The organism is Bradyrhizobium sp. LM2.9 (genome assembly GCF_054056555.1).
Window position 1 is genome coordinate 689049 of sequence record NZ_JBSRYJ010000002.1, and the last position, 17266, is coordinate 706314.

Genomic DNA, 17266 nt, shown 5'->3' on the forward strand with positions numbered 1-17266 from the left:
GGCCGGGAGATGCGCGTGAACGTCAAAGCCGCCCTGTCGCCTGAGGATGTTGCCCGCGCCTGCGCCGATGCGATGTGGGCGGAGGACGATGCCTCAAAGGGCCTCGGCATGGAAATCGTCGAGATCGGCCCGGGTTTTGCGACGCTGGTGATGAATGTGCGGCCGGACATGGTCAACGGTCAGCGCATCGCCCATGGCGGCTTCATCTTCACGCTCGCCGATTCCGCCTTCGCCTTTGCCTGCAATTCGCACAATGAACGCGTGGTGGCCGCGCAGGGCCAGATCACCTTCATCAAGCCCGGCAAGCTCGGCGACCGCCTCGTCGCAAAAGCGTGCGAAGTCAGCCGCGGCGGCCGCTCCGGCATTTACGACGTGCGCGTCACCGCCGGCGATACCGTCATCGCGGAATTCCGCGGGCATTCGCGGGTCATTCACGGTACGTGGCTGCCGGCGCAAGATCAATAAAGAAAAGAACAAACCAACGATGTGGGGAAACGAGGATGGCTCTGACGAGGCTCAAGGAAGGTGGCAACACCTATCGCGCCGAAATGGACGCGCATGAGCGTGCGTCGCGTGACGAGATCATGGCGCTCCAGACGCAGCGGCTGGCCTGGTCGCTGAAGCACGCCTACGACAACGTCGCGCATTATCGCAAGGCCTTCGACACGGCCGGCGTGCACCCGTCGGAGTTTCGCGAGCTCTCGGATCTCGCGAAATTTCCATTCACTGTGAAGACGGACCTGCGCGACAACTATCCCTTCAACATGTTTGCCGTGCCCCGTGAAAAACTGGTGCGTGTGCATGCCTCCTCCGGCACGACAGGAAAGCCGATCGTCGTTGGCTATACGCAGGCCGACATCGACACCTGGTCGGAAGTAATGGCGCGCTCGATCCGCGCTGCCGGCGGCCGCACCGGCATGATCATCCACAATGCCTATGGCTACGGTCTCTTCACCGGCGGGCTAGGCGTGCACTATGGCGCGGAGAAGCTCGGCTGCACCGTGGTGCCGATCTCCGGTGGCATGACCGAGCGGCAGGTGCAGCTGATTAATGACTTCCGGCCCGACATCATCACGGTGACGCCGAGCTACATGCTGGCGATCCTCGACGAGTTCAAGCGTCAGAAGCTCGATCCGCGTCAATGCTCGCTCAAGGTCGGCATCTTTGGCGCCGAGCCCTGGACCAACGCGATGCGCGGCGAGATCGAGGACGCCTTCGACATGGACGCGACCGACATATACGGTCTCTCCGAGGTGATCGGCCCCGGCGTTGCGCAGGAATGTATCGAGACCAAGGACGGCCTGCACATCTGGGAGGATCATTTCTATCCTGAAGTGATCGATCCGGAAACTGGTGCGGTGCTGCCCGACGGGGAGAAGGGCGAACTGGTCTTCACCTCGCTCACCAAGGAAGCATTTCCGGTGATCCGCTATCGAACCCGCGACCTGACGCGGCTGCTGCCGGGCACGGCTCGGCCGGGCATGCGGCGGATGGAGAAGGTCACGGGCCGTTCCGACGACATGATCATCCTGCGGGGCGTCAATCTGTTCCCGACCCAGATCGAGGAGGTTCTGCTCGCCACCGACTGGTGCGGCGGGCATTTCATTCTGGAGCTGACTCGCGAAGGCCGCATGGACGAGTTGACCATCATTGCCGAGGCGCGGCCGGAGAGTTGGGACGGCCGGGGTCTTCTCGACCATGCGAGCCGGATCTCGACCCAAATCAAAAACACCATCGGCATCAGCTCCAGGGTGAGCGTGGTTGCGCCGGCCACGCTGGAGCGCTCGCTCGGCAAGGCCAAGCGCCTCTACGACAAGAGGCCGAAGGATTGACTTGACCGCCCCCAAAGGCGACAAGGCCCGCGAGAAGTCCCGTGGGTCTTTCGATGTCCATAGCCGATGCCAAAGCCGTCGAAGCGCGCTGCGTGCGCCTCAATGCCAAGGCCGAGAACGCCGCCACGCTTGCCCCTGGCGTCGAGCGTCATACGCTCACGCGCGGTCCGAGTGATCTCCTGATCGAGGTCAAGGCCGCCGCCGTCAATCCGTCCGACGTCAAGGCCGCGACCGGGCTGATGCCTTATGCCGTCTTCCCGCGCACGCCCGGCCGCGACTACGCCGGCGTGGTGATCGACGGGCCGTCCGGTACGATCGGCCGCGAGGTGTTCGGCTCCTCCGGTGATCTCGGCATCCGCCGCGACGGCACTCACGCCAGCCATCTCGTCGTTGAGTCTGACGCGGTGGTAGCCAAGCCGAAGACCTTGTCCTGGGAGGAGACGGCCGGCATCGGCGTGCCCTTCGTCACGGCCATGGAGGGCTTTCGCCGCGCCGGCATTCCAAAGCCCGGTGAAACGGTGCTGGTGTTCGGCGTCAACGGCAAGGTCGGTCAAGCGGCGGTGCAAATCGCGACCTGGCAGGGCGCGCGCGTCATCGGCGTGGTGCGCAAGGCGGAAGCTTATGAAGGCCATACCAACGCGGCGATCGAGGTGATCGACGCTTCCGCCACCGATGTCGCCACGCGCGTGCGCGAGTTGACCGATGGCAAAGGCGCCGACATCATCTTCAACACGGTCGGCGATCCCTATTTCCAGGCGGCGCACAAGGCGCTCGCACTTCGCGGCCGCCAGATCCTGATCGCAGCGATCGACCGCATCGTGCAGTTCAACATCCTCGAATTCTACCGCGGGCAGCACACCTATGTCGGCATCGACACGCTCGGCCTGCCGTCGGCCGCGACAGGCGCTGTGCTGCGTGACCTCGGCCCGGGCTTTGCGAGCGGGCACCTGAAGCCGTTCCCGATCAAGGCGAACGCCGTCTATCCGCTCGAACGCGCAAAGGAGGCCTATGTCGCCGTTGCCGGCTCGTCGCGTGATCGCGTGATTCTGAAGCCTTGATCATGGAGTCATCCACCCAACTTGTCATCTTCGCCGGCCTCGTCATTGGCCTCGTTTACGGCGCCGTTGGACTGCTCAGCGGCTTCTGCCTGATGAGCAGCATGCGCGGCTGGCTGGCGGAAGGGGACGGGCGGCTGGTGCGGACCTATGCGCTGGCGATCGCGGTTGCGACCGCCGCGAGCCAATTCTTCGCCGGCAACGGCATGGTCGATCTCAGCAAATCGATCTATCTGCAACAATCCTTTTCGGTGCCGGTGCTGTTGCTCGGCGGTCTGCTGTTCGGCTACGGCATGGTGCTGTCGAACGGTTGCGGCTCGCGGGCGCTGGTGCTGCTCGGCCGCGGCAATCTCCGCTCCTTCGTCGTGGTGGTCGTGCTGGCCATTGCCGCGCAGATGACGCTCAAGGGTCTGATCGCGCCGGCGCGCATCGCGCTGGTGCAGGCCTCCCAAACCACGGTCCACTTGAATTCGCTGCCGTCACTGTTGGCGACGTTCGGTCCGGCAGAAGCGGTTTCGCGCCCGATTGCTGCTGCTGTCATCGTCGTTGTGCTCATCCTGTTTGCTTTCGCACACCCACCTTTCCGGCGTTCGCACGGACAGATCGCAGCCGGTGCAATCGTCGGTCTTCTCGTCGCCGGCGGCTGGTTCGTCACCGGCTATCTCGGCGCGGATGACTTCAACCCGGTGCCGGTGACCTCGCTCACCTTCATCGCGCCGATCGCGGATGCGCTGCAATACGCCATGCTCTCGACCGGCCTGACGCTCAATTTCGGCATTGCGACAGTTGGCGGCGTCCTCGCTGGCAGTCTCGCCACCGCGCTTGTCACAGGCCGATTCCATCTCGAAGGCTATTCCTCGCCACGCCACATGCTGCGATCGGCGGGCGGCGCCGCCCTAATGGGCATCGGCGGCGTGATGGCCTTCGGCTGTTCGATCGGGCAAGGGCTCACTGGCGTGTCGACGCTCGCGCTGGGCTCGTTCGTCGCCGTCGCCGGCATCCTGCTCGGCACCACGGCGGGCCTGCGCGGAGTCCTGCGCGTTCAGCCTCTCGCGGTGGCCTGACCGCGCAGCAGGCGATCGCCGAGCGTCGCGAGAGCGATGCCGGTGACGATCAGCGCGGCCGCGATCACAAGACTCATGTCGATCGGCTCACCCAGCAGGATCGCGGCGCTGGCGATGCCGACGAGCGGCGTTGCGGTGGTACCGAGCGAAGTCGTCAAAGCCGAGATGCTCTTGTTCACCATCGACATCGCCCAGTAGGCCAGCACCGTTCCGATCAGCCCCGAATACAGGAACAGCAACACGAGCCTCCACGACCACTCCACATGCGGCAGGCCATCCGCGATTGTCGCGCTCACTGACAGCACGATTGTCGCCACGAGCACCTGCCAGATCAGGAGCTGGAGCGGGGACGCAATCCAGCGATGCGCGCGGATATAGATGATGTTCGCGGCCCAGGAGATCGCGGCCAGGATCACCATGCCGGCGCCGAGCACGACGTTTGCATTGGTCCAGTCGATCGAGGCCGGGTTCAGGATGACGACAAGGCCGATCAGCCCGAGCAGCGCGCCGGCGAGCTTTGGCGCCGTCAGAGTGTCCTTTCCGAGCAGGGGTGCAGCGAGCGCGACCCAGAGCGGCGTGGTGTAGCCGAGCACGACGCCCTTGCTTGCGGGCAGGAAGCGCAGACCCGACGCAACCAGAACCGAAAACAACGTCATGTGTAGCAGTGCGACGCTGAGCACGACCGGAATGTCACGCCGGTCCGGGATCACCAGGTTGTTGCTCAGCCCGAGGATCGCGGCGAGGCCGATCAGCGCGATCCAGCTCCGGATCGCCGCGCTCCACAGCGGCGGGACGAACTGCACCAGTTGCTTGGTCACCGACCAGTTTATGCCCCAGGCCAGCACGACGATGAGGAACAGGCCAACGGCCGCGCGAGGTGACAGGGAGTTCATTTTGGAGGTCCTTGAAGCAGTCCGGTTCAGCGGATAGCATCCCAATTGGAGCCTCAAAAAGTGCCAGATTGTAGAGGAATAAGGTGCCAGTTCCGGAAAGGCATGATCTCCGCCCTGCTCGACCTGAAGCGGGCTGACGAGGAGGGGCTGGTGGCTCAACTGACGAGCCAGCTCCGAAGCTTGATCGCGACCGGCCGTCTCGGCAAAGGCCGCACGCTGCCGTCGAGCCGCCGGCTTGCGAACGATCTCGGCGTCTCGCGCAACACCGTCACCTATGCCTTCGAGCAGCTTGCCGCCGAGGGATATCTCGAGGCCTCGCATGGGCGCCGTCCGATGGTCACGGTCGACGGCGAGCGCATCGAGAAAACGGACGCCGTTGCATCTCGCGTGCGCGCCGGCAAGCCGCGGCTTTCACCTTGGGCTTCGAGCCTCACGCAGACCGACTGGCCGATGTCGTATCAGGCGCAACTAAGACCCTTGCGTCCCGGACACGGCGATTTCAGGGAGTTTCCGAACGAGGTCTGGGCGCGCTGCCTGCGCCGCAGCGCCGTGCGCGCGGCCAAGCGCGAGCTCGGGCCGGTCAACCGGACGCGCCTGCGCGAGGCGCTGGCGCATTATCTCGCGACCAGCAGAGGCGTTCGTGCCAAGGCGGACCAGATCCTGATTCTGCCGAGCGCGCAGGCTGCGCTGACCCTGATTGCGGCTGCCGTCATCACCCCCGGCGACGACGTCTGGGTGGAGGACCCCGGCTATCCCGGCGCCACTGCGGCCTTCCGCGCATCCGGTGCGCGCGTGATCGGGATGAGGTTGGACCAACAGGGCATGCAGCGGATTCCGGGACTGGCGGCCCCGAAATTGATCTTCATGACGCCGTCGCACCAGCACCCGACCGGCCGCCTGATGTCACTCTCGCGCCGCACCGAATTTCTTGGCCTGAGCAGGCCCGGCAAGACCTGGATTGTGGAGGACGACTACGACGGCGAATTCCACTATGACAGCCGGCCGGTGCCGGCCTTGCAGGGGCTCGATGCCCATGGCCGCGTGTTCTATGTCGGCACGTTCTCGAAGGCGATGACCTCGGATATCCGGCTCGGCTATCTCGTCGTTCCCCGGGCACTGGTCAACACCCTGGAAATCGCACAGCGGCACATCGGGCTGATCGCCGCGAGCCACATCCAGGAAGCGCTGGCCGAGTTCATTGCCGACGGGCATTTCCTGGCGCATCTGCGCCGGATGCGCCGGCTCTATCACGTCCGCCGCGATCACCTCGTCGAGGGACTGGAGCGTCATCTCGGCGAGGTTCTCTCGGTCGAAGTGCCCCCGGGCGGCATCCAGCTCGTCGCGCGCCTCAAGCGCGGTCGGGCCGATCAGGCGGCGGTAAAGCGGCTGGTTGCGGCAGGGGTCGAAACGCGGGCTTTGTCCAGCCTTGCGCTCGGCCGTCCCTGCGATCACGGCCTGCTGCTGGGCTTCGCGGCCTGGAGAGAAAGCGAGATCACCGCGGCGCTGCGGACGATGGTGTCGTGCTTCTAGCGCGCTAGTCCACAGCCTTCGTCACGATGCGGATTTCCGAGGTCAGGGTCCGGTGCACCGGACACTTGTCGGCGATCTCCATCAATTTCTTGCGCTGCTCGGGATCGAGCGCGCCGTCCATCGCGATGTCGCGCTCGATCTGGTCGAGCATGCCATCGCGTATCTCGCACTCCGCGCAGTCTTTTGCGTAGATCTTGGAATGTTTCAGTGTGACGGTGACACGATCGAGCGGCAGCGACTTGCGGTCGGCATAAAGGCGCATGGTCATGGAGGTGCAGGCACCGAGACCGGCAAGCAGGAAATCATAGGGACCAGGACCGGCATCCTCGCCGCCGGCGGCGACCGGCTCGTCCGCGATCAGGCGATGCGGACCGACGGAGATGGTCTGGTTGAATTTGCTCTTGCGGGTCTCCTGCACCACGACCTGGCGCGGTGCCTCAGGGAGGTCCATCGCCTTCGCGGGTTTGGCTGTGTCGATGTACCGGCTCGCCCAAGCCGCGATCACGTCGGCTGCGTAGAGCGCGTCGGCCGGCTTGGACAGGAGATGATCGGCATGATCGAGCGAGACAAAGCTCTTGGGATGCCGGGCCGCGACGAAGAGCTTCGTCGCATTGTCGATGCCGACGGTATCGTCGACCGGAGAATGCATCACCAACAGCGCCTTGTGCAGGCCGGTGAGGTCCCTCATCAGCTCGTGCTCGGCGATATCGTCGAGGAATTCGCGCTTGATCCGGAACGGGCGCCCAGCAAGCGAGACTTCGACCTCACCTTGCGCACGGATGGTGTCGATATGCTCTTTGAACAGGCCGGTGACGTGGGCGGGATCGGAGGGTGCCGCGATGGTCGCAACCGCCTTGGCTTCCGGGATGTGTCCGGCTGCGGCGAGGATCGCGGCGCCGCCGAGGCTGTGACCGATCAGGATGGACGGTGCCTTGCGGACGCTACGCAGATGATCCGCCGCGCGCACGAGATCGGCGACGTTGGAGGAGAACGTCGAATTGGCGAAATCCCCCTCACTGGAGCCGAGCCCGGTGAAGTCGAAGCGCAGCACGGCGATGCCTTTGGCGGCGAGCGCGACCGAGATGCGCTTGGCGGCCAGCGTGTCCTTGCCGCAGGTGAAGCAATGCGCGAACAGTGCGAAAGCCGCGGGCTCGCCATCGGGTAGCTCCAGCGCGGCCGAAAGTTGATGGCCGCCTTCGCCGGTGAATTGAAAGCGCTCTGTCGGCATGGGCTTTCCTCGTTCTTGCTTGAACCTAATCGTCTGAATAGCGCTGTTCGGCCCAGGGATCGCCGCGGTTATGATAGCCGCGGACTTCCCAAAAGCCCGGCGCATCCTCGGTCAGGAACTCGATGGCCTGGAGCCATTTGGCGCTCTTCCAGAAATACAGATGCGGCACGACCAGCCGCACCGGTCCGCCATGCTCGTCCGACAATGGCTGGCCGGACCAGCTATGAGCGAGGAGTGCATCCTCGGCGGCAAAGTCGTCCAGCGCGAGATTGGTGGTGTAGCCGTCAGAAGAATGCAGCACCACGAAGCGCGCGTCGTCGCGCGGCTGGCAGGCAGCGAGCAGCTCGCGGGTCGCGAGCCCTTCCCATTCATTGTCGTACCGCGACCATGTCGTCACGCAATGGATGTCGGAAGTGAACTGCGCTTGCTTCTGGGCGACGAAATCGGCGAAGGTCCAGAACACCGGGTTCTCGATTGCGCCGTAGACGTCGAGCCGCCAACGCTCGCGCGAAACCGGCGGCACGACCCCGAGATCGAGCACCGGCCAGTCCTTTGTCAGATGCTGGCCGGGCGGCAGGCGCTGCTCTTCCGGGCGCGTGATCTTGCCGGTCAAAAAGCGGCCTTCGCGCGCCCATTTTTCCTTAGTGCGCGTCAGCTTGCTGTCGGGCGGCTCGTTGTCCTCGGCCATGAGCTACTCGTGGCGATGCATCGCGGAGGCGTGCTTGGTGTCGCGCATGGTGGAATAGATGATCAGCGACAGGCAGATGACGCTGGCGAGATAGTAGTAGAACCACTCCTCATGCCCGATGCTCTTGAAATAGAGTGCGATCGCCGGCGCCGTGCCGCCGAAGATCGAGACCGTGATCGCATAGGGCAGGCCGACGCCGAGGGCGCGGACATTGGTCGGGAACAGCTCGGCCTTGACCACCGCGTTGATCGAGGTGTAACCGGCGACGAACAGCCAGGCCGCGCAGATCAGGATGAACGCGATGAACGGCGACTTGGTCTCCTTCAGCGTCATCAGCAGCGGCACGGTTGCGAGCGTGCCGGCGACGCCGAAGAAGATCAGCAGCGGCTTGCGGCCGATCTTGTCGGAAATGGCGCCATAGATCGGCTGCAGGATGGTCGCGAAAATCAGCGTGCCGAAGATCACGAAGGTGGTTTGGTCCTCGGTCAGCCCGACTGAAAGCTTCACGAACGTCTGCATGTAGGTGGTGAAGGTGTAGAACGCCGCCGTGCCGCCCGCGGTCAGGCCGACCACCAGCAGCAGCTCGCGGGGATAGCGCAGCAGGTTGGTAAGCGAGCCGGTCGGCTTCACCACCTTCCTGGCTTCCTCGAACGCTTCGGTCTCATGCAGGCCGCGCCGCATCACGGCGGCGAAGATCGCCAGCATGGCGCCGATCGCGAACGGCATGCGCCAGCCCCAGGTCCTCAGCTCCTCCGGCGTGAGGAAGACTTTTTGCAAGAGCAGCAGCACGATGATCGCCGTGAGCTGGCCGCCGATCAGTGTGACGTACTGAAAGCTCGAATAGAACCCGCGATGTTTGGGATCAGCGACCTCGCTGAGATAGGTCGCGCTGGCGCCGTACTCGCCGCCGAGGCTCAGGCCCTCGATGATGCGGGCCAGCGCCAGGATCACCGGCGCGGCAAAGCCGATCGAGGCATAGGTCGGCGTCAACGCGATGATCAGCGAGCCGAAGCACATGAAGACGACCGACAGCGTCAGCGAGATGCGCCGCCCGTAATGATCGGCGATATAGCCGAACAACCAGCCGCCCAGCGGGCGCATCAGGAATGTCGCCGCGAATACCACGGCGACATTCAATTGCTGCACGACGGGATCGCTGCCGGGAAAGAAAGCGGGAGCGAAATAGAGCGCGAACGCGGTATAGGCGTAGAAGTCGTACCACTCGACGAGATTGCCGATCGAACCGATGAAGATCGCCTTGATCCGGCGCTTGGCGTCGGAGATGTCAATGTGGTCGGAGGCCGGTCTGATTGCTTGCTCGGTCACGTCCGGCCTCTTCGTATCGCTGTTTGGAAAGGTCTACATCGCCTTTCCAAGCAAAAATGGCAACTGGCGGGGGCCTCTGACGGTTCCCTGTGACCAGGTCACCGTGCCTGCCGGATCGAGGGCGAAGTCCGGAATTCGCTTCAGCCATTCCTCCAGCGCAACCTGCATCTCCATGCGCGCAAGGTTCGAGCCGACGCAGCGGTGGATGCCGAGGCCGAAGGCGGCATGGCGGTTCTCGCGGCGGTCAATCACGACCTTGTCAGCATCCGGAAAAATCTTTGGGTCGCGGTTCGCGGCCGGGAAGGACAGCAGCACCATGTTGCCCGGCTTGACCGGGCAGCCCGAGATCGTGGTCTCCTTGACCACTTCGCGCGCCATCGTCACCGGCGAATAGGCGCGCAGCAGCTCCTCCACCGCGTTCGGGATCAGCTCGGGCTCGGCAATCAGGCGCTCGCGATCGGCGGGCGTCCGGGCGAGGTGCCAGAGTGAGGAGCCGATCGCGCTCCAGGTGGTGTCGATGCCGGCTATCAGGAGCAGTCGCAGCGAGCCCAGCACGTGCGAATCCTCGAGCGGATTGCCTTCCTTGTCCCTGGCATTCATCAGGTAGGAGATCAGATCGTCGGTCGGCTTGTTCTTGCGGGCCTCGATGTGGGCGCCGAAGTAAGCGCTCATCTCGTGCACGGCCTGAAGCAGCATGGTCTCGTCCTTGATGCCGAGCTCCAGGATCATGTGGATCCATTTGATGAAGAGATCGCTGTCGGACTCAGGAATGCCGAGCATGTGCGCGATTGCCCGCACCGGAATGTGCTTGGTGTAGCGCTCCGCCGCGTCTAGCCGACGTTCGGCGATGAAGCCGTCGATCAACTCGTTGCAGATCGCGCGCATCCGCGGCTCCAGCTTCTTCATCGCGTCCGGCGTGAACGGCGGCAGAAGCAATTGCTTGGCGGGCTTGTGCACCGGCGGATCGGAGGTGATCGGCGGGGCGGAGTTCCTGCTGGTGATTTCCGGCCGCACGTCGCGGACGATGATCCGGCGCGAGGAGAAATGCTCGCTGTCGTTGGCGATCTCGCGTACGGCCTCATAGGTCGTCGGCATGTAACAGCCGAGAAAACGTTCGGTGTGCACGACCGGGCCTGCGGCGCGCAGCTCGTCCCAGATCGGGAAGGGATCTTCCGTCCATTGCGGATCGGTGTGGTCGAAATCATGGACCCAATCGGTCACGGGCGGATGGGCGGCGGGTTGGCTGACGTCGGACATATCAGTGAATCCCTAGGGGCTCGTGTTCAAGAAAGGCACGCAGGGCGGCAGGCGGTGCGCTACTCCTCGATCACGTCGATTGCGATTTCCGGACAATTGGATTTGGCAAGCCAGGCCTTGTCTTCGAGGCCGGGGGGGACCGTGCCGTCGCCGGCCTCGTGGGCGTTGCCGTATTCGTCGAGCTCGAACAGCTCCGGCGCCAGCGCCTTGCAGCGCGCGTGCCCCTGGCATTTGTCGGGATCGACGTGAATCCTCAGTCGCTCTGTCATGGCGGCTTCCTCGGTCGTGCGCGCGTGAACCCGAAGGGTGCGCGTTCCTCTTGTCAATTTTGTCACGGCATTGCCGCTTCTTCTAAGTTATAGCCTATTACATTCGCGGCAGGCTTCCCCTGTCAAGCACAAACTTATAGGCTCTGCGCAACATGCGTTCACAACTTGCCCGAAAACCCGAGAACACCTACCACCATGGCGATCTCCGGGACGCCCTGATCAAGGCTGCGCTACGCGAGGCGGAGCGGGGCGGAACGGAGGCGATCAGCATCAAGGCGCTTGCAAAGCAGCTCGGCGTCCTCCCAGCCGGCGCCCTACCGGCATTTTGCCGATCGCGAGGCACTGCTTGAGGCGGTGACGGCGCAGGCGTTCCGGCAGCTCAGCGCGATTTTGCGGGCCGCGATGGCAAAGCCGTCGAAGCAATCGAAATTATCGCGGCTGGCGCAGGCGACGCTCGATTTCGGTCTGCACCGCAGTGGCATCTACCGGTTGATGTTCGCTTCGCGCACTGTGTCCTGCGCGCCCAAGGGCAGCGAGTTGCGTGAGGCCACGCACGAGACATTTGCGCTCGTGGTGGAAGCTCTTGAAGCGCCCGCGGTCGGCTATTTGCGCGAGCGGCACGCGCTCAAGATCTGGGCGGCGCTGCACGGCGTGGTGATGCTGGCGGAGCAGGGCCTGTTCACCGGTGAGGCGGCGCATGCCACGCGCGAGGAGCTGGTGGAGGATTTTGTCAGCGAAACGAAGGCAGCGCTTGCGGCGGCGATCAAGGCCGCGCGGCGCCGGAAAAAGGCTGGCACTTAATCCTTCGCCACCAACAGCTTCATCAGCTTCTCGACGGCGCTGTCGGGCGTGGTCACGACAGGGCGGCCGGTAGCCTCCGCCACGAGAGGCGCCGTCGCCGCGATACTGAACTGCGCGAGCGCGACGACGTCGCAATCGCGTAAGTCACGTGAGGCTTCCACGATCAGCCGGTCATGTGTCGCGCGGTCGCCGCGGTCGAGCGCGGCCAGCGCGCCTTCGGCAAGTTTCGGCACGATCTTGACGGAGGCCGGAAATTCCGGCGGCATCGAGGCCAGCGTGGGCGGGAAGGTCGAGAGCAGGCCGATCCGCTGGCCCATCGTCACCGCCCGTTCGATCATGGCTTCGTTCGGCTTGAGCACCGGCATCGGCGCATGCGCGCGCGCAACCGTCTCGATGCAGGGACCGAAGGCCGAGCAGGTGAACAGGATCGCATCCGCGCTGGTCGCCGCGGCGTAGTCGCCGAGCGCAAGGAAGCGCTCGGTCATGGCATTGTTGAGCTTGCCGTCACGCGCGAGATCAGCCGACAGGCTGTCGTCGAGCAGGTTCATCAGCCTCGCCTCTGGCCACGCCTTCGCGAACGCCGCCTCGATCGGGGCGATAGAATGCTTGAGGGCGTGGATCAGGGCGATGCGAGGAGACGTCGTCATTGAACGTTACCCGATAGAAGGTTTCGTGCCCCGGACGCAGCGCAATGCGCAGCATTGCGCTGCAGAGCCGGGGCCCATTGTGGCGGCGAGGTCCCGGCTCAGCGCAGCAGCATTGCACGCTGCGGCGCGTCCGGGACACGCGAGGCCTTTACTTGAACGGCACCGCGTACATCAAGCCGCCCTTGCTCCAGAGGCCGTTGAGGCCGCGCTCGAGCTTGAGCGGGCTCGCCTTGCCGACATTGCGCTCGTAGATCTCGCCGTAATTGCCGGTGGCCTTGATTGCCGTGACCAGCCATTTATTGTCGAGCCCCAGCCGCGAGCCGAGATCGCCGGAGGCGCCCAGAAGGCGCTGGATCGCCGGTGTCTGCGACTTCGCCATCTCGTCGACATTGGCTTGCGTGACGCCAAGCTCTTCGGCCTCGATCAGCCCGTAATGCAGCCAGGTGATGATGTCGCTCCAGACCTCATCGCCGTTGCGGGTGAAGGGGCCGAGCGGCTCCTTGCTGATGGTCTGCGGTAGCACGACGTAGTCAGCGGGGTTCGGCGCCGCGGTCGTCACGGCACCTGCGAGCGCGGAAGCGTCCTGGGTCATGGCATCGCAACGGCCGCCGAAGAACGTCTGGTACATCGTGTCGACGCGGTCGAACACCAGCGGTTTCCAGTCGATGCCATTCGCCCGGCCGTAGTCGCCGAGCGTGACCTCATGCGTGGTGCCCTGGGCGACGCAGACGGTGGCGCCCTTGAGATCCTTGATCTCCTTCACGCCGAGGTCTTTCTTCACGACAAAGCCCTGGCCGTCGTAGAAGTTGATCGGGCCCTGCCGCAGGCCCAGCGTCACGCCGCGCAGATAGGTCTGCGTGGAGTTGCGGTAGAGCACGTCGATCTCGCCGGACTGGAGCGCGGTGAAGCGGTTCTGCGCGGTCAGCGAGACGTAACGCACCTTGCTGGCATCGCCGAGCACGCCGGCGGCGAGGGCGCGGCAATAATCGACGTCGAGACCCTTGTAATTGCCTTGCGAGTCCGGCGCGGAGAAGCCGGCAAAGCCGGCGCTGACACCGCATATCAGCGTGCCGCGGCTCTTCACCGTGTCGAGCGTCGCGGCCGATGCGACCACCGTCGATGCCGCGAGCACGCTCGCTGCGATAACCACTTTCCTCATCATGCTACTCTCCCCTCAATGATTGACACTACGCAACACGTGGTCGACGGCGGTGCCGAGCTTGTCGACGATCAGGTCGATCTCGTCAGCCGAACTTATATAGGGCGGGGCCAGCAGTACGTGGTCGCCGCGGACCCCGTCCACGGTGCCGCCGCCGGGATAGCAGCCGAGCCCGTTGGCAAAGGCCTCCGCCTTGATCTTCTGGTTCAGCTTCAGCGCCGGATCGAACGAGGTGCGGCCGGCGCGATCGGCGACGAGCTCGATCGCCCAGAACAGCCCGCGACCCCTGATGTCGCCGACATGGCGGTGGTTGCCGAAGCGCTCGGTCAGCCGCTGCTCGAGCTGCTTGCCGCGCTCCTTGACGCGTTCGAGCAGGCCGTCCTCGCGGATCACGTTTTGCACCTCGAGTGCGGCGGCGCAGGCGAGGGGATGCGCGAGATAAGTATGGCCGTGCTGAAACGCACCGGAGCCCGCACGGATCGTGTCGATGATCTTTCCGCTGGCAAGCATCGCGCCGATCGGCTGGTAGCCGCCGCCGAGGCCCTTCGCGATCGCCTGGATGTCGGGCGCGACGCCTTCCTGTTCCCATGCATGCGTGGTGCCGGTGCGGCCCATGCCGGACATGACCTCATCAAGGATGAGCAGCGCGCCATGTCGATTGCAGATCTCGCGGACCGCTTTGAAGTATCCATCCGGCGCCGTCACGGCACCGGCGGTCGCGCCGACGACGGGCTCGGCGAGGAACGCCGCGACGGTCTCAGGGCCGAGCCGCTGAAACTCGGCTTCAAGTTCGGCGGCGAGGCGCGCCACAAACTGCGCATCTGATTCACCATCGTGTTTCTCGTGATAGGCGAAGGCCGGGGTCACATGGCTGAAAGCGTCGGAGAGCAGCGGCGCATAGGGCGCACGCCGCCAGGCATTGCCGCCGGCGGCCAGCGCGCCCAGCGTGTTGCCGTGATAGCTCTGGCGCCGCGCGATGAAATGCTGACGCTGCGGCTCGCCACGCTCGATGAAATATTGCCGCGCGAGCTTGATGCTGGCCTCGATCGCCTCCGATCCGCCACTGACGAAATAAGCATAAGCGAGCCCGCCGGGCTCGTGGCCGACCAGCAGTTCGGCCAGCGCCTCGGCCGGCTCGGAGGAGAAGAAAGCGGTGTGCGCATAGGCCAGCGTCGAGGCCTGCTTCGCTATCGCTGCGATCACGCGCGGATGCTGATGGCCCAGGCAGGACACCGCCGCACCGCCGGATGCGTCGATCACGCGGCGTCCGTCCTCGGCCAGGAGATAGACGCCTTCGCCGCCGATCGCCTTGGGCGGCGTTTCGCGCAACGAACGGTGCAGCACGCGGCTGGTGCGAGCGGCCATGGGTCAACCTTTCTCTGGAACGTAAGTGGAGGCCGCGGCCAGTCGCGCCTCGGTATTTTCCAGGCGCTTCTTTGCGGCCGCGCCGCCGAGCGAAAATGTCACGGCAGCGAGCGATTGCGCGATCGCAATGGCACCGGTGAGGCTCGGGAAAAAGCCGGGAGAGGAGGCCGCCTCGAACAGCAGCACGTGGTCGGCGCCTTCGGCCATCGGCGCCGATGGGCTATCCGCGATCGCGATCAGGGTCGCGCCGGCACGATAGGCGGCCTGCGCGACCCGGACGCTCGCATGTGTGTAGGGCATGAAGCCGATGACGATGACGGCTTCGCCGGGCCGGAACGCGCCGAGGTCGAGATCGTCGGGGCCCGACGCGCCGACGAGTTGCACCTGCTCGGGACGAAACAGCCGGAGCTCGTAGTTCAGCAGCTCCGCGACGCTGCGGCAGCTCCGGTAGCCTGTGATCCAGATCCGCTTGGCGTCGTGAAGTGCGCGGGCCGCTTCCGCGATCGGCTGGGCCGGAATGCGCGGGAGGCCAGCGGCCTCGGCCTCGAGCTTGTCGGTGACGAGCACGACATCGGCGTTCGGGCCGTGACGGCGGCTCTTGGCGCGGCCGGAGAAGGGCGCGATCTGCGAGGGCCGCCGCGCCTCCGTCAGCGCCGCGCGCAATTCGTCCCAGCCCGAATAGCCGATCGCTTTCGCAAGCCGCGTGAACGCGGCCGGATCGGCGCCGGCAACCGCTGCGAGATCGCGCATCGAACGGGTGGTGGCGTCGTAATCATTGGCGGCGACGAAACGCCCGACCTCCTGCAGCCGCATCGGGAGCGACGGCAATGCAATGCGCAGTTCGCTCAGCGGCGAGGATTTCGCGGGCTCGGCCATGAAACATTTGTTGCACGAAGTAGAGTTTGGTGCAACAGTTGACGTGCGCCGCCGGAAATCGCCCGTCTTGAGAAGGATTTTTGTGCTGTGACGTCAGACGCTCCGAGACCGCCGCCGCGCCGCCGCTTGTTCGGCGCTTTCGGGCAACGCGAGCTGAAAGGCCTGTTCTGGCAGGTCCTGGTGGTCGGGATCGCGGTCGCGGTCATCGTCTTCCTCTGGTCCAACACGGTCACTAATCTCTCCGCGCGCCGCATCACGACCGGATTTGCGTTCCTCGGCCGTGAGGCTGGCATGCCCATCGCCGACAGCCTGCTCGCCTACAATCCAAGAGACTCATATCTCTGGGCGTTCGTCGTCGGCATCGCCAACACCTTGCGCGTTGCCGTAATTGGCATCGTGCTCGCAACCATTTTGGGTACGCTGATCGGTATCTCGCGCTTGTCCGCGAACTGGTTGGTGTCGCGGCTTGCCGCCGTCTATGTGGAAACGCTCCGCGACATCCCGCTGCTGCTCCAGCTTTTGTTCTGGTATGTGCTGATGCAGGCACTGCCGGCCGCACGCGCGGCGTTTCGGCCGATCGAGGGCGTGTTCCTCTCCAATCGGGGCTTGATCCTGCCGGCGATTCCAACTGGGACGCCGCAGCTTTGGGTGCTCGGCACAGCAGTGCTGGGGCTTGTCGTGTTCTATGTCATCCAGCGACGGCTGATCTCACAGCAGATGCGCGACGGCAAGCCACGGTCGGCCTGGCCTTTCGCGCTTGGCCTCATTGTCGTGCTGCCGGCGCTCGTGTCCGCACTGCTCGGCGTATCCTGGATCATCGAATGGCCCGAGTTGCGCGGCTTCAACTTCGTCGGTGGACTGACGCTCGCGCCGGAATATTTTGCGCTCGTGATCGCGCTCGTCACTTATACGTCGGCCTTCATCGCCGAGATCGTGCGCAGCGGCATCCAGTCGGTGCCGCGCGGCCAGTGGGATGCCGCCAATGCGCTGGGTCTCCGCCGCAGCTTCATGCTGCGGCAGATCATCCTGCCGCAGGCGTTGCGCGTGATCGTGCCGCCGATGACGAGCCAGTACCTCAACCTGACCAAGAACTCTTCGCTCGCGGTGGCGATCGGCTATCAGGACGTGGTCTCGATCGCCAACACCACGCTGAACCAGACGGGCCAGGCGATCGAGGCGATTGCTTTGATCATGGCGGTGTTCCTCACCATCAGCCTCGGCATCAGCTTTTTCATGAACTGGTACAATTCGCGCATCGCGCTGGTGGAGCGCTGAT

Annotated in this window: 16 protein-coding genes and 1 pseudogene; 7 read left to right on the forward strand and 10 right to left on the reverse strand. The window is 64.6% G+C overall.

What is annotated here, in order from left to right; all coding sequences use genetic code 11:
• Nucleotides 1-15: 15 nt before the first annotated feature.
• Genes paaI through ACVWW3_RS04805 form a run of 4 tightly spaced genes read left to right on the forward strand, consistent with a single transcriptional unit; the run spans nucleotide 16 to nucleotide 3951 of the window.
• The gene (gene paaI / locus ACVWW3_RS04790) at nucleotides 16-465 is read left to right on the forward strand and encodes a hydroxyphenylacetyl-CoA thioesterase PaaI (protein WP_456650766.1); all 450 of its coding nucleotides are present in this window, start codon (nucleotides 16-18) and stop codon (nucleotides 463-465) included.
• A gap of 35 nt (nucleotides 466-500) precedes the next feature.
• Nucleotides 501-1832, forward strand: coding sequence for a phenylacetate--CoA ligase PaaK (gene paaK / locus ACVWW3_RS04795; RefSeq protein ID WP_456650765.1), 1332 nt, complete (start codon nucleotides 501-503; stop codon nucleotides 1830-1832).
• Between the two features lie 53 nt (nucleotides 1833-1885).
• Nucleotides 1886-2890, forward strand: a complete 1005-nt coding sequence (locus ACVWW3_RS04800; protein ID WP_456650764.1) for a quinone oxidoreductase family protein — start codon at nucleotides 1886-1888, stop codon at nucleotides 2888-2890.
• Between the two features lie 2 nt (nucleotides 2891-2892).
• Nucleotides 2893-3951, forward strand: coding sequence for a YeeE/YedE family protein (locus ACVWW3_RS04805; RefSeq protein WP_456650763.1), 1059 nt, complete (start codon nucleotides 2893-2895; stop codon nucleotides 3949-3951).
• Here ACVWW3_RS04805 and ACVWW3_RS04810 read toward each other — a convergent pair.
• On the reverse strand, nucleotides 3930-4844 hold the full coding sequence (locus tag ACVWW3_RS04810; RefSeq protein WP_354051803.1) for a DMT family transporter: 915 nt from the start codon (nucleotides 4842-4844) through the stop codon (nucleotides 3930-3932). The two genes, ACVWW3_RS04805 and ACVWW3_RS04810, sit on opposite strands and share 22 nt — an antisense overlap.
• Before the next feature lie 102 nt (nucleotides 4845-4946).
• On the opposite strand from ACVWW3_RS04810, the gene pdxR reads away from it, so the two are divergent.
• Nucleotides 4947-6374, forward strand: coding sequence for a MocR-like pyridoxine biosynthesis transcription factor PdxR (gene pdxR / locus ACVWW3_RS04815; RefSeq protein ID WP_456652064.1), 1428 nt, complete (start codon nucleotides 4947-4949; stop codon nucleotides 6372-6374).
• Between the two features lie 4 nt (nucleotides 6375-6378).
• Here the strand turns inward: pdxR and ACVWW3_RS04820 are convergent, their stop codons facing one another.
• The 5 genes from ACVWW3_RS04820 to ACVWW3_RS04840 are packed head-to-tail and all read right to left on the reverse strand — an operon-like array spanning nucleotide 6379 to nucleotide 11142.
• The gene (locus ACVWW3_RS04820; protein WP_456650762.1) at nucleotides 6379-7602 is read right to left on the reverse strand and encodes a bifunctional alpha/beta hydrolase/OsmC family protein; all 1224 of its coding nucleotides are present in this window, start codon (nucleotides 7600-7602) and stop codon (nucleotides 6379-6381) included.
• Nucleotides 7603-7627: 25 nt separating this feature from the next.
• Nucleotides 7628-8290, reverse strand: a complete 663-nt coding sequence (locus ACVWW3_RS04825) for a sulfite oxidase-like oxidoreductase (RefSeq protein ID WP_456650761.1) — start codon at nucleotides 8288-8290, stop codon at nucleotides 7628-7630.
• A gap of 3 nt (nucleotides 8291-8293) precedes the next feature.
• Nucleotides 8294-9616: an MFS transporter gene (locus tag ACVWW3_RS04830; RefSeq protein WP_456650760.1), complete on the reverse strand. Its 1323-nt coding sequence runs from the start codon at nucleotides 9614-9616 to the stop codon at nucleotides 8294-8296.
• A 33-nt stretch (nucleotides 9617-9649) separates the two neighbouring features.
• Nucleotides 9650-10873, reverse strand: coding sequence for a cytochrome P450 (locus ACVWW3_RS04835; RefSeq protein ID WP_456650759.1), 1224 nt, complete (start codon nucleotides 10871-10873; stop codon nucleotides 9650-9652).
• Between the two features lie 59 nt (nucleotides 10874-10932).
• Entirely contained in the window at nucleotides 10933-11142 is a 210-nt protein-coding gene (locus tag ACVWW3_RS04840) for a ferredoxin (RefSeq protein WP_247349739.1), read from the reverse strand.
• Between the two features lie 152 nt (nucleotides 11143-11294).
• Here ACVWW3_RS04840 and ACVWW3_RS04845 point away from each other — a divergent pair.
• Nucleotides 11295-11943: pseudogene (locus tag ACVWW3_RS04845) on the forward strand (TetR/AcrR family transcriptional regulator).
• On the opposite strand, the gene ACVWW3_RS04850 reads toward ACVWW3_RS04845, so the two are convergent.
• The 4 genes from ACVWW3_RS04850 to ACVWW3_RS04865 form a co-directional block, all read right to left on the reverse strand.
• On the reverse strand, nucleotides 11940-12590 hold the full coding sequence (locus ACVWW3_RS04850) for an aspartate/glutamate racemase family protein (protein ID WP_456650757.1): 651 nt from the start codon (nucleotides 12588-12590) through the stop codon (nucleotides 11940-11942). The pseudogene ACVWW3_RS04845 and the gene ACVWW3_RS04850 overlap by 4 nt on opposite strands.
• A gap of 148 nt (nucleotides 12591-12738) precedes the next feature.
• Complete coding sequence (locus ACVWW3_RS04855) at nucleotides 12739-13752, reverse strand: amino acid ABC transporter substrate-binding protein (protein ID WP_247349742.1); 1014 nt, start codon at nucleotides 13750-13752, stop codon at nucleotides 12739-12741.
• A gap of 12 nt (nucleotides 13753-13764) precedes the next feature.
• Nucleotides 13765-15114: an aspartate aminotransferase family protein gene (locus tag ACVWW3_RS04860; protein WP_456650756.1), complete on the reverse strand. Its 1350-nt coding sequence runs from the start codon at nucleotides 15112-15114 to the stop codon at nucleotides 13765-13767.
• Nucleotides 15115-15117: 3 nt separating this feature from the next.
• Nucleotides 15118-15990 (reverse strand): MurR/RpiR family transcriptional regulator, encoded by an 873-nt coding sequence (locus ACVWW3_RS04865; RefSeq protein WP_456650755.1) that lies wholly within the window; start codon nucleotides 15988-15990, stop codon nucleotides 15118-15120.
• 87 nt (nucleotides 15991-16077) lie between these two features.
• Here ACVWW3_RS04865 and ACVWW3_RS04870 point away from each other — a divergent pair, with 87 nt between their 5' ends.
• Nucleotides 16078-17265 carry an amino acid ABC transporter permease gene (locus ACVWW3_RS04870; RefSeq protein WP_456650754.1) on the forward strand — a complete coding sequence of 396 codons (1188 nt, stop codon included), beginning with the start codon at nucleotides 16078-16080 and terminating at the stop codon, nucleotides 17263-17265.
• The last annotated feature ends 1 nt before the right edge of the window (nucleotide 17266 follow it).

Coding starts and splice junctions, on each gene's coding strand:
- paaK (WP_456650765.1), top strand. CDS start 501: ATGGCTCTGACGAGGCTCAAGGAAGGTGGCAACACCTATCGCGCCGAA.
- ACVWW3_RS04800 (WP_456650764.1), top strand. CDS start 1,886: ATGTCCATAGCCGATGCCAAAGCCGTCGAAGCGCGCTGCGTGCGCCTC.
- ACVWW3_RS04805 (WP_456650763.1), top strand. CDS start 2,893: ATGGAGTCATCCACCCAACTTGTCATCTTCGCCGGCCTCGTCATTGGC.
- ACVWW3_RS04810 (WP_354051803.1), bottom strand. CDS start 4,844: ATGAACTCCCTGTCACCTCGCGCGGCCGTTGGCCTGTTCCTCATCGTC.
- pdxR (WP_456652064.1), top strand. CDS start 4,947: ATGATCTCCGCCCTGCTCGACCTGAAGCGGGCTGACGAGGAGGGGCTG.
- ACVWW3_RS04820 (WP_456650762.1), bottom strand. CDS start 7,602: ATGCCGACAGAGCGCTTTCAATTCACCGGCGAAGGCGGCCATCAACTT.
- ACVWW3_RS04825 (WP_456650761.1), bottom strand. CDS start 8,290: ATGGCCGAGGACAACGAGCCGCCCGACAGCAAGCTGACGCGCACTAAG.
- ACVWW3_RS04835 (WP_456650759.1), bottom strand. CDS start 10,873: ATGTCCGACGTCAGCCAACCCGCCGCCCATCCGCCCGTGACCGATTGG.
- ACVWW3_RS04840 (WP_247349739.1), bottom strand. CDS start 11,142: ATGACAGAGCGACTGAGGATTCACGTCGATCCCGACAAATGCCAGGGG.
- ACVWW3_RS04850 (WP_456650757.1), bottom strand. CDS start 12,590: ATGACGACGTCTCCTCGCATCGCCCTGATCCACGCCCTCAAGCATTCT.
- ACVWW3_RS04855 (WP_247349742.1), bottom strand. CDS start 13,752: ATGATGAGGAAAGTGGTTATCGCAGCGAGCGTGCTCGCGGCATCGACG.
- ACVWW3_RS04860 (WP_456650756.1), bottom strand. CDS start 15,114: ATGGCCGCTCGCACCAGCCGCGTGCTGCACCGTTCGTTGCGCGAAACG.
- ACVWW3_RS04865 (WP_456650755.1), bottom strand. CDS start 15,990: ATGGCCGAGCCCGCGAAATCCTCGCCGCTGAGCGAACTGCGCATTGCA.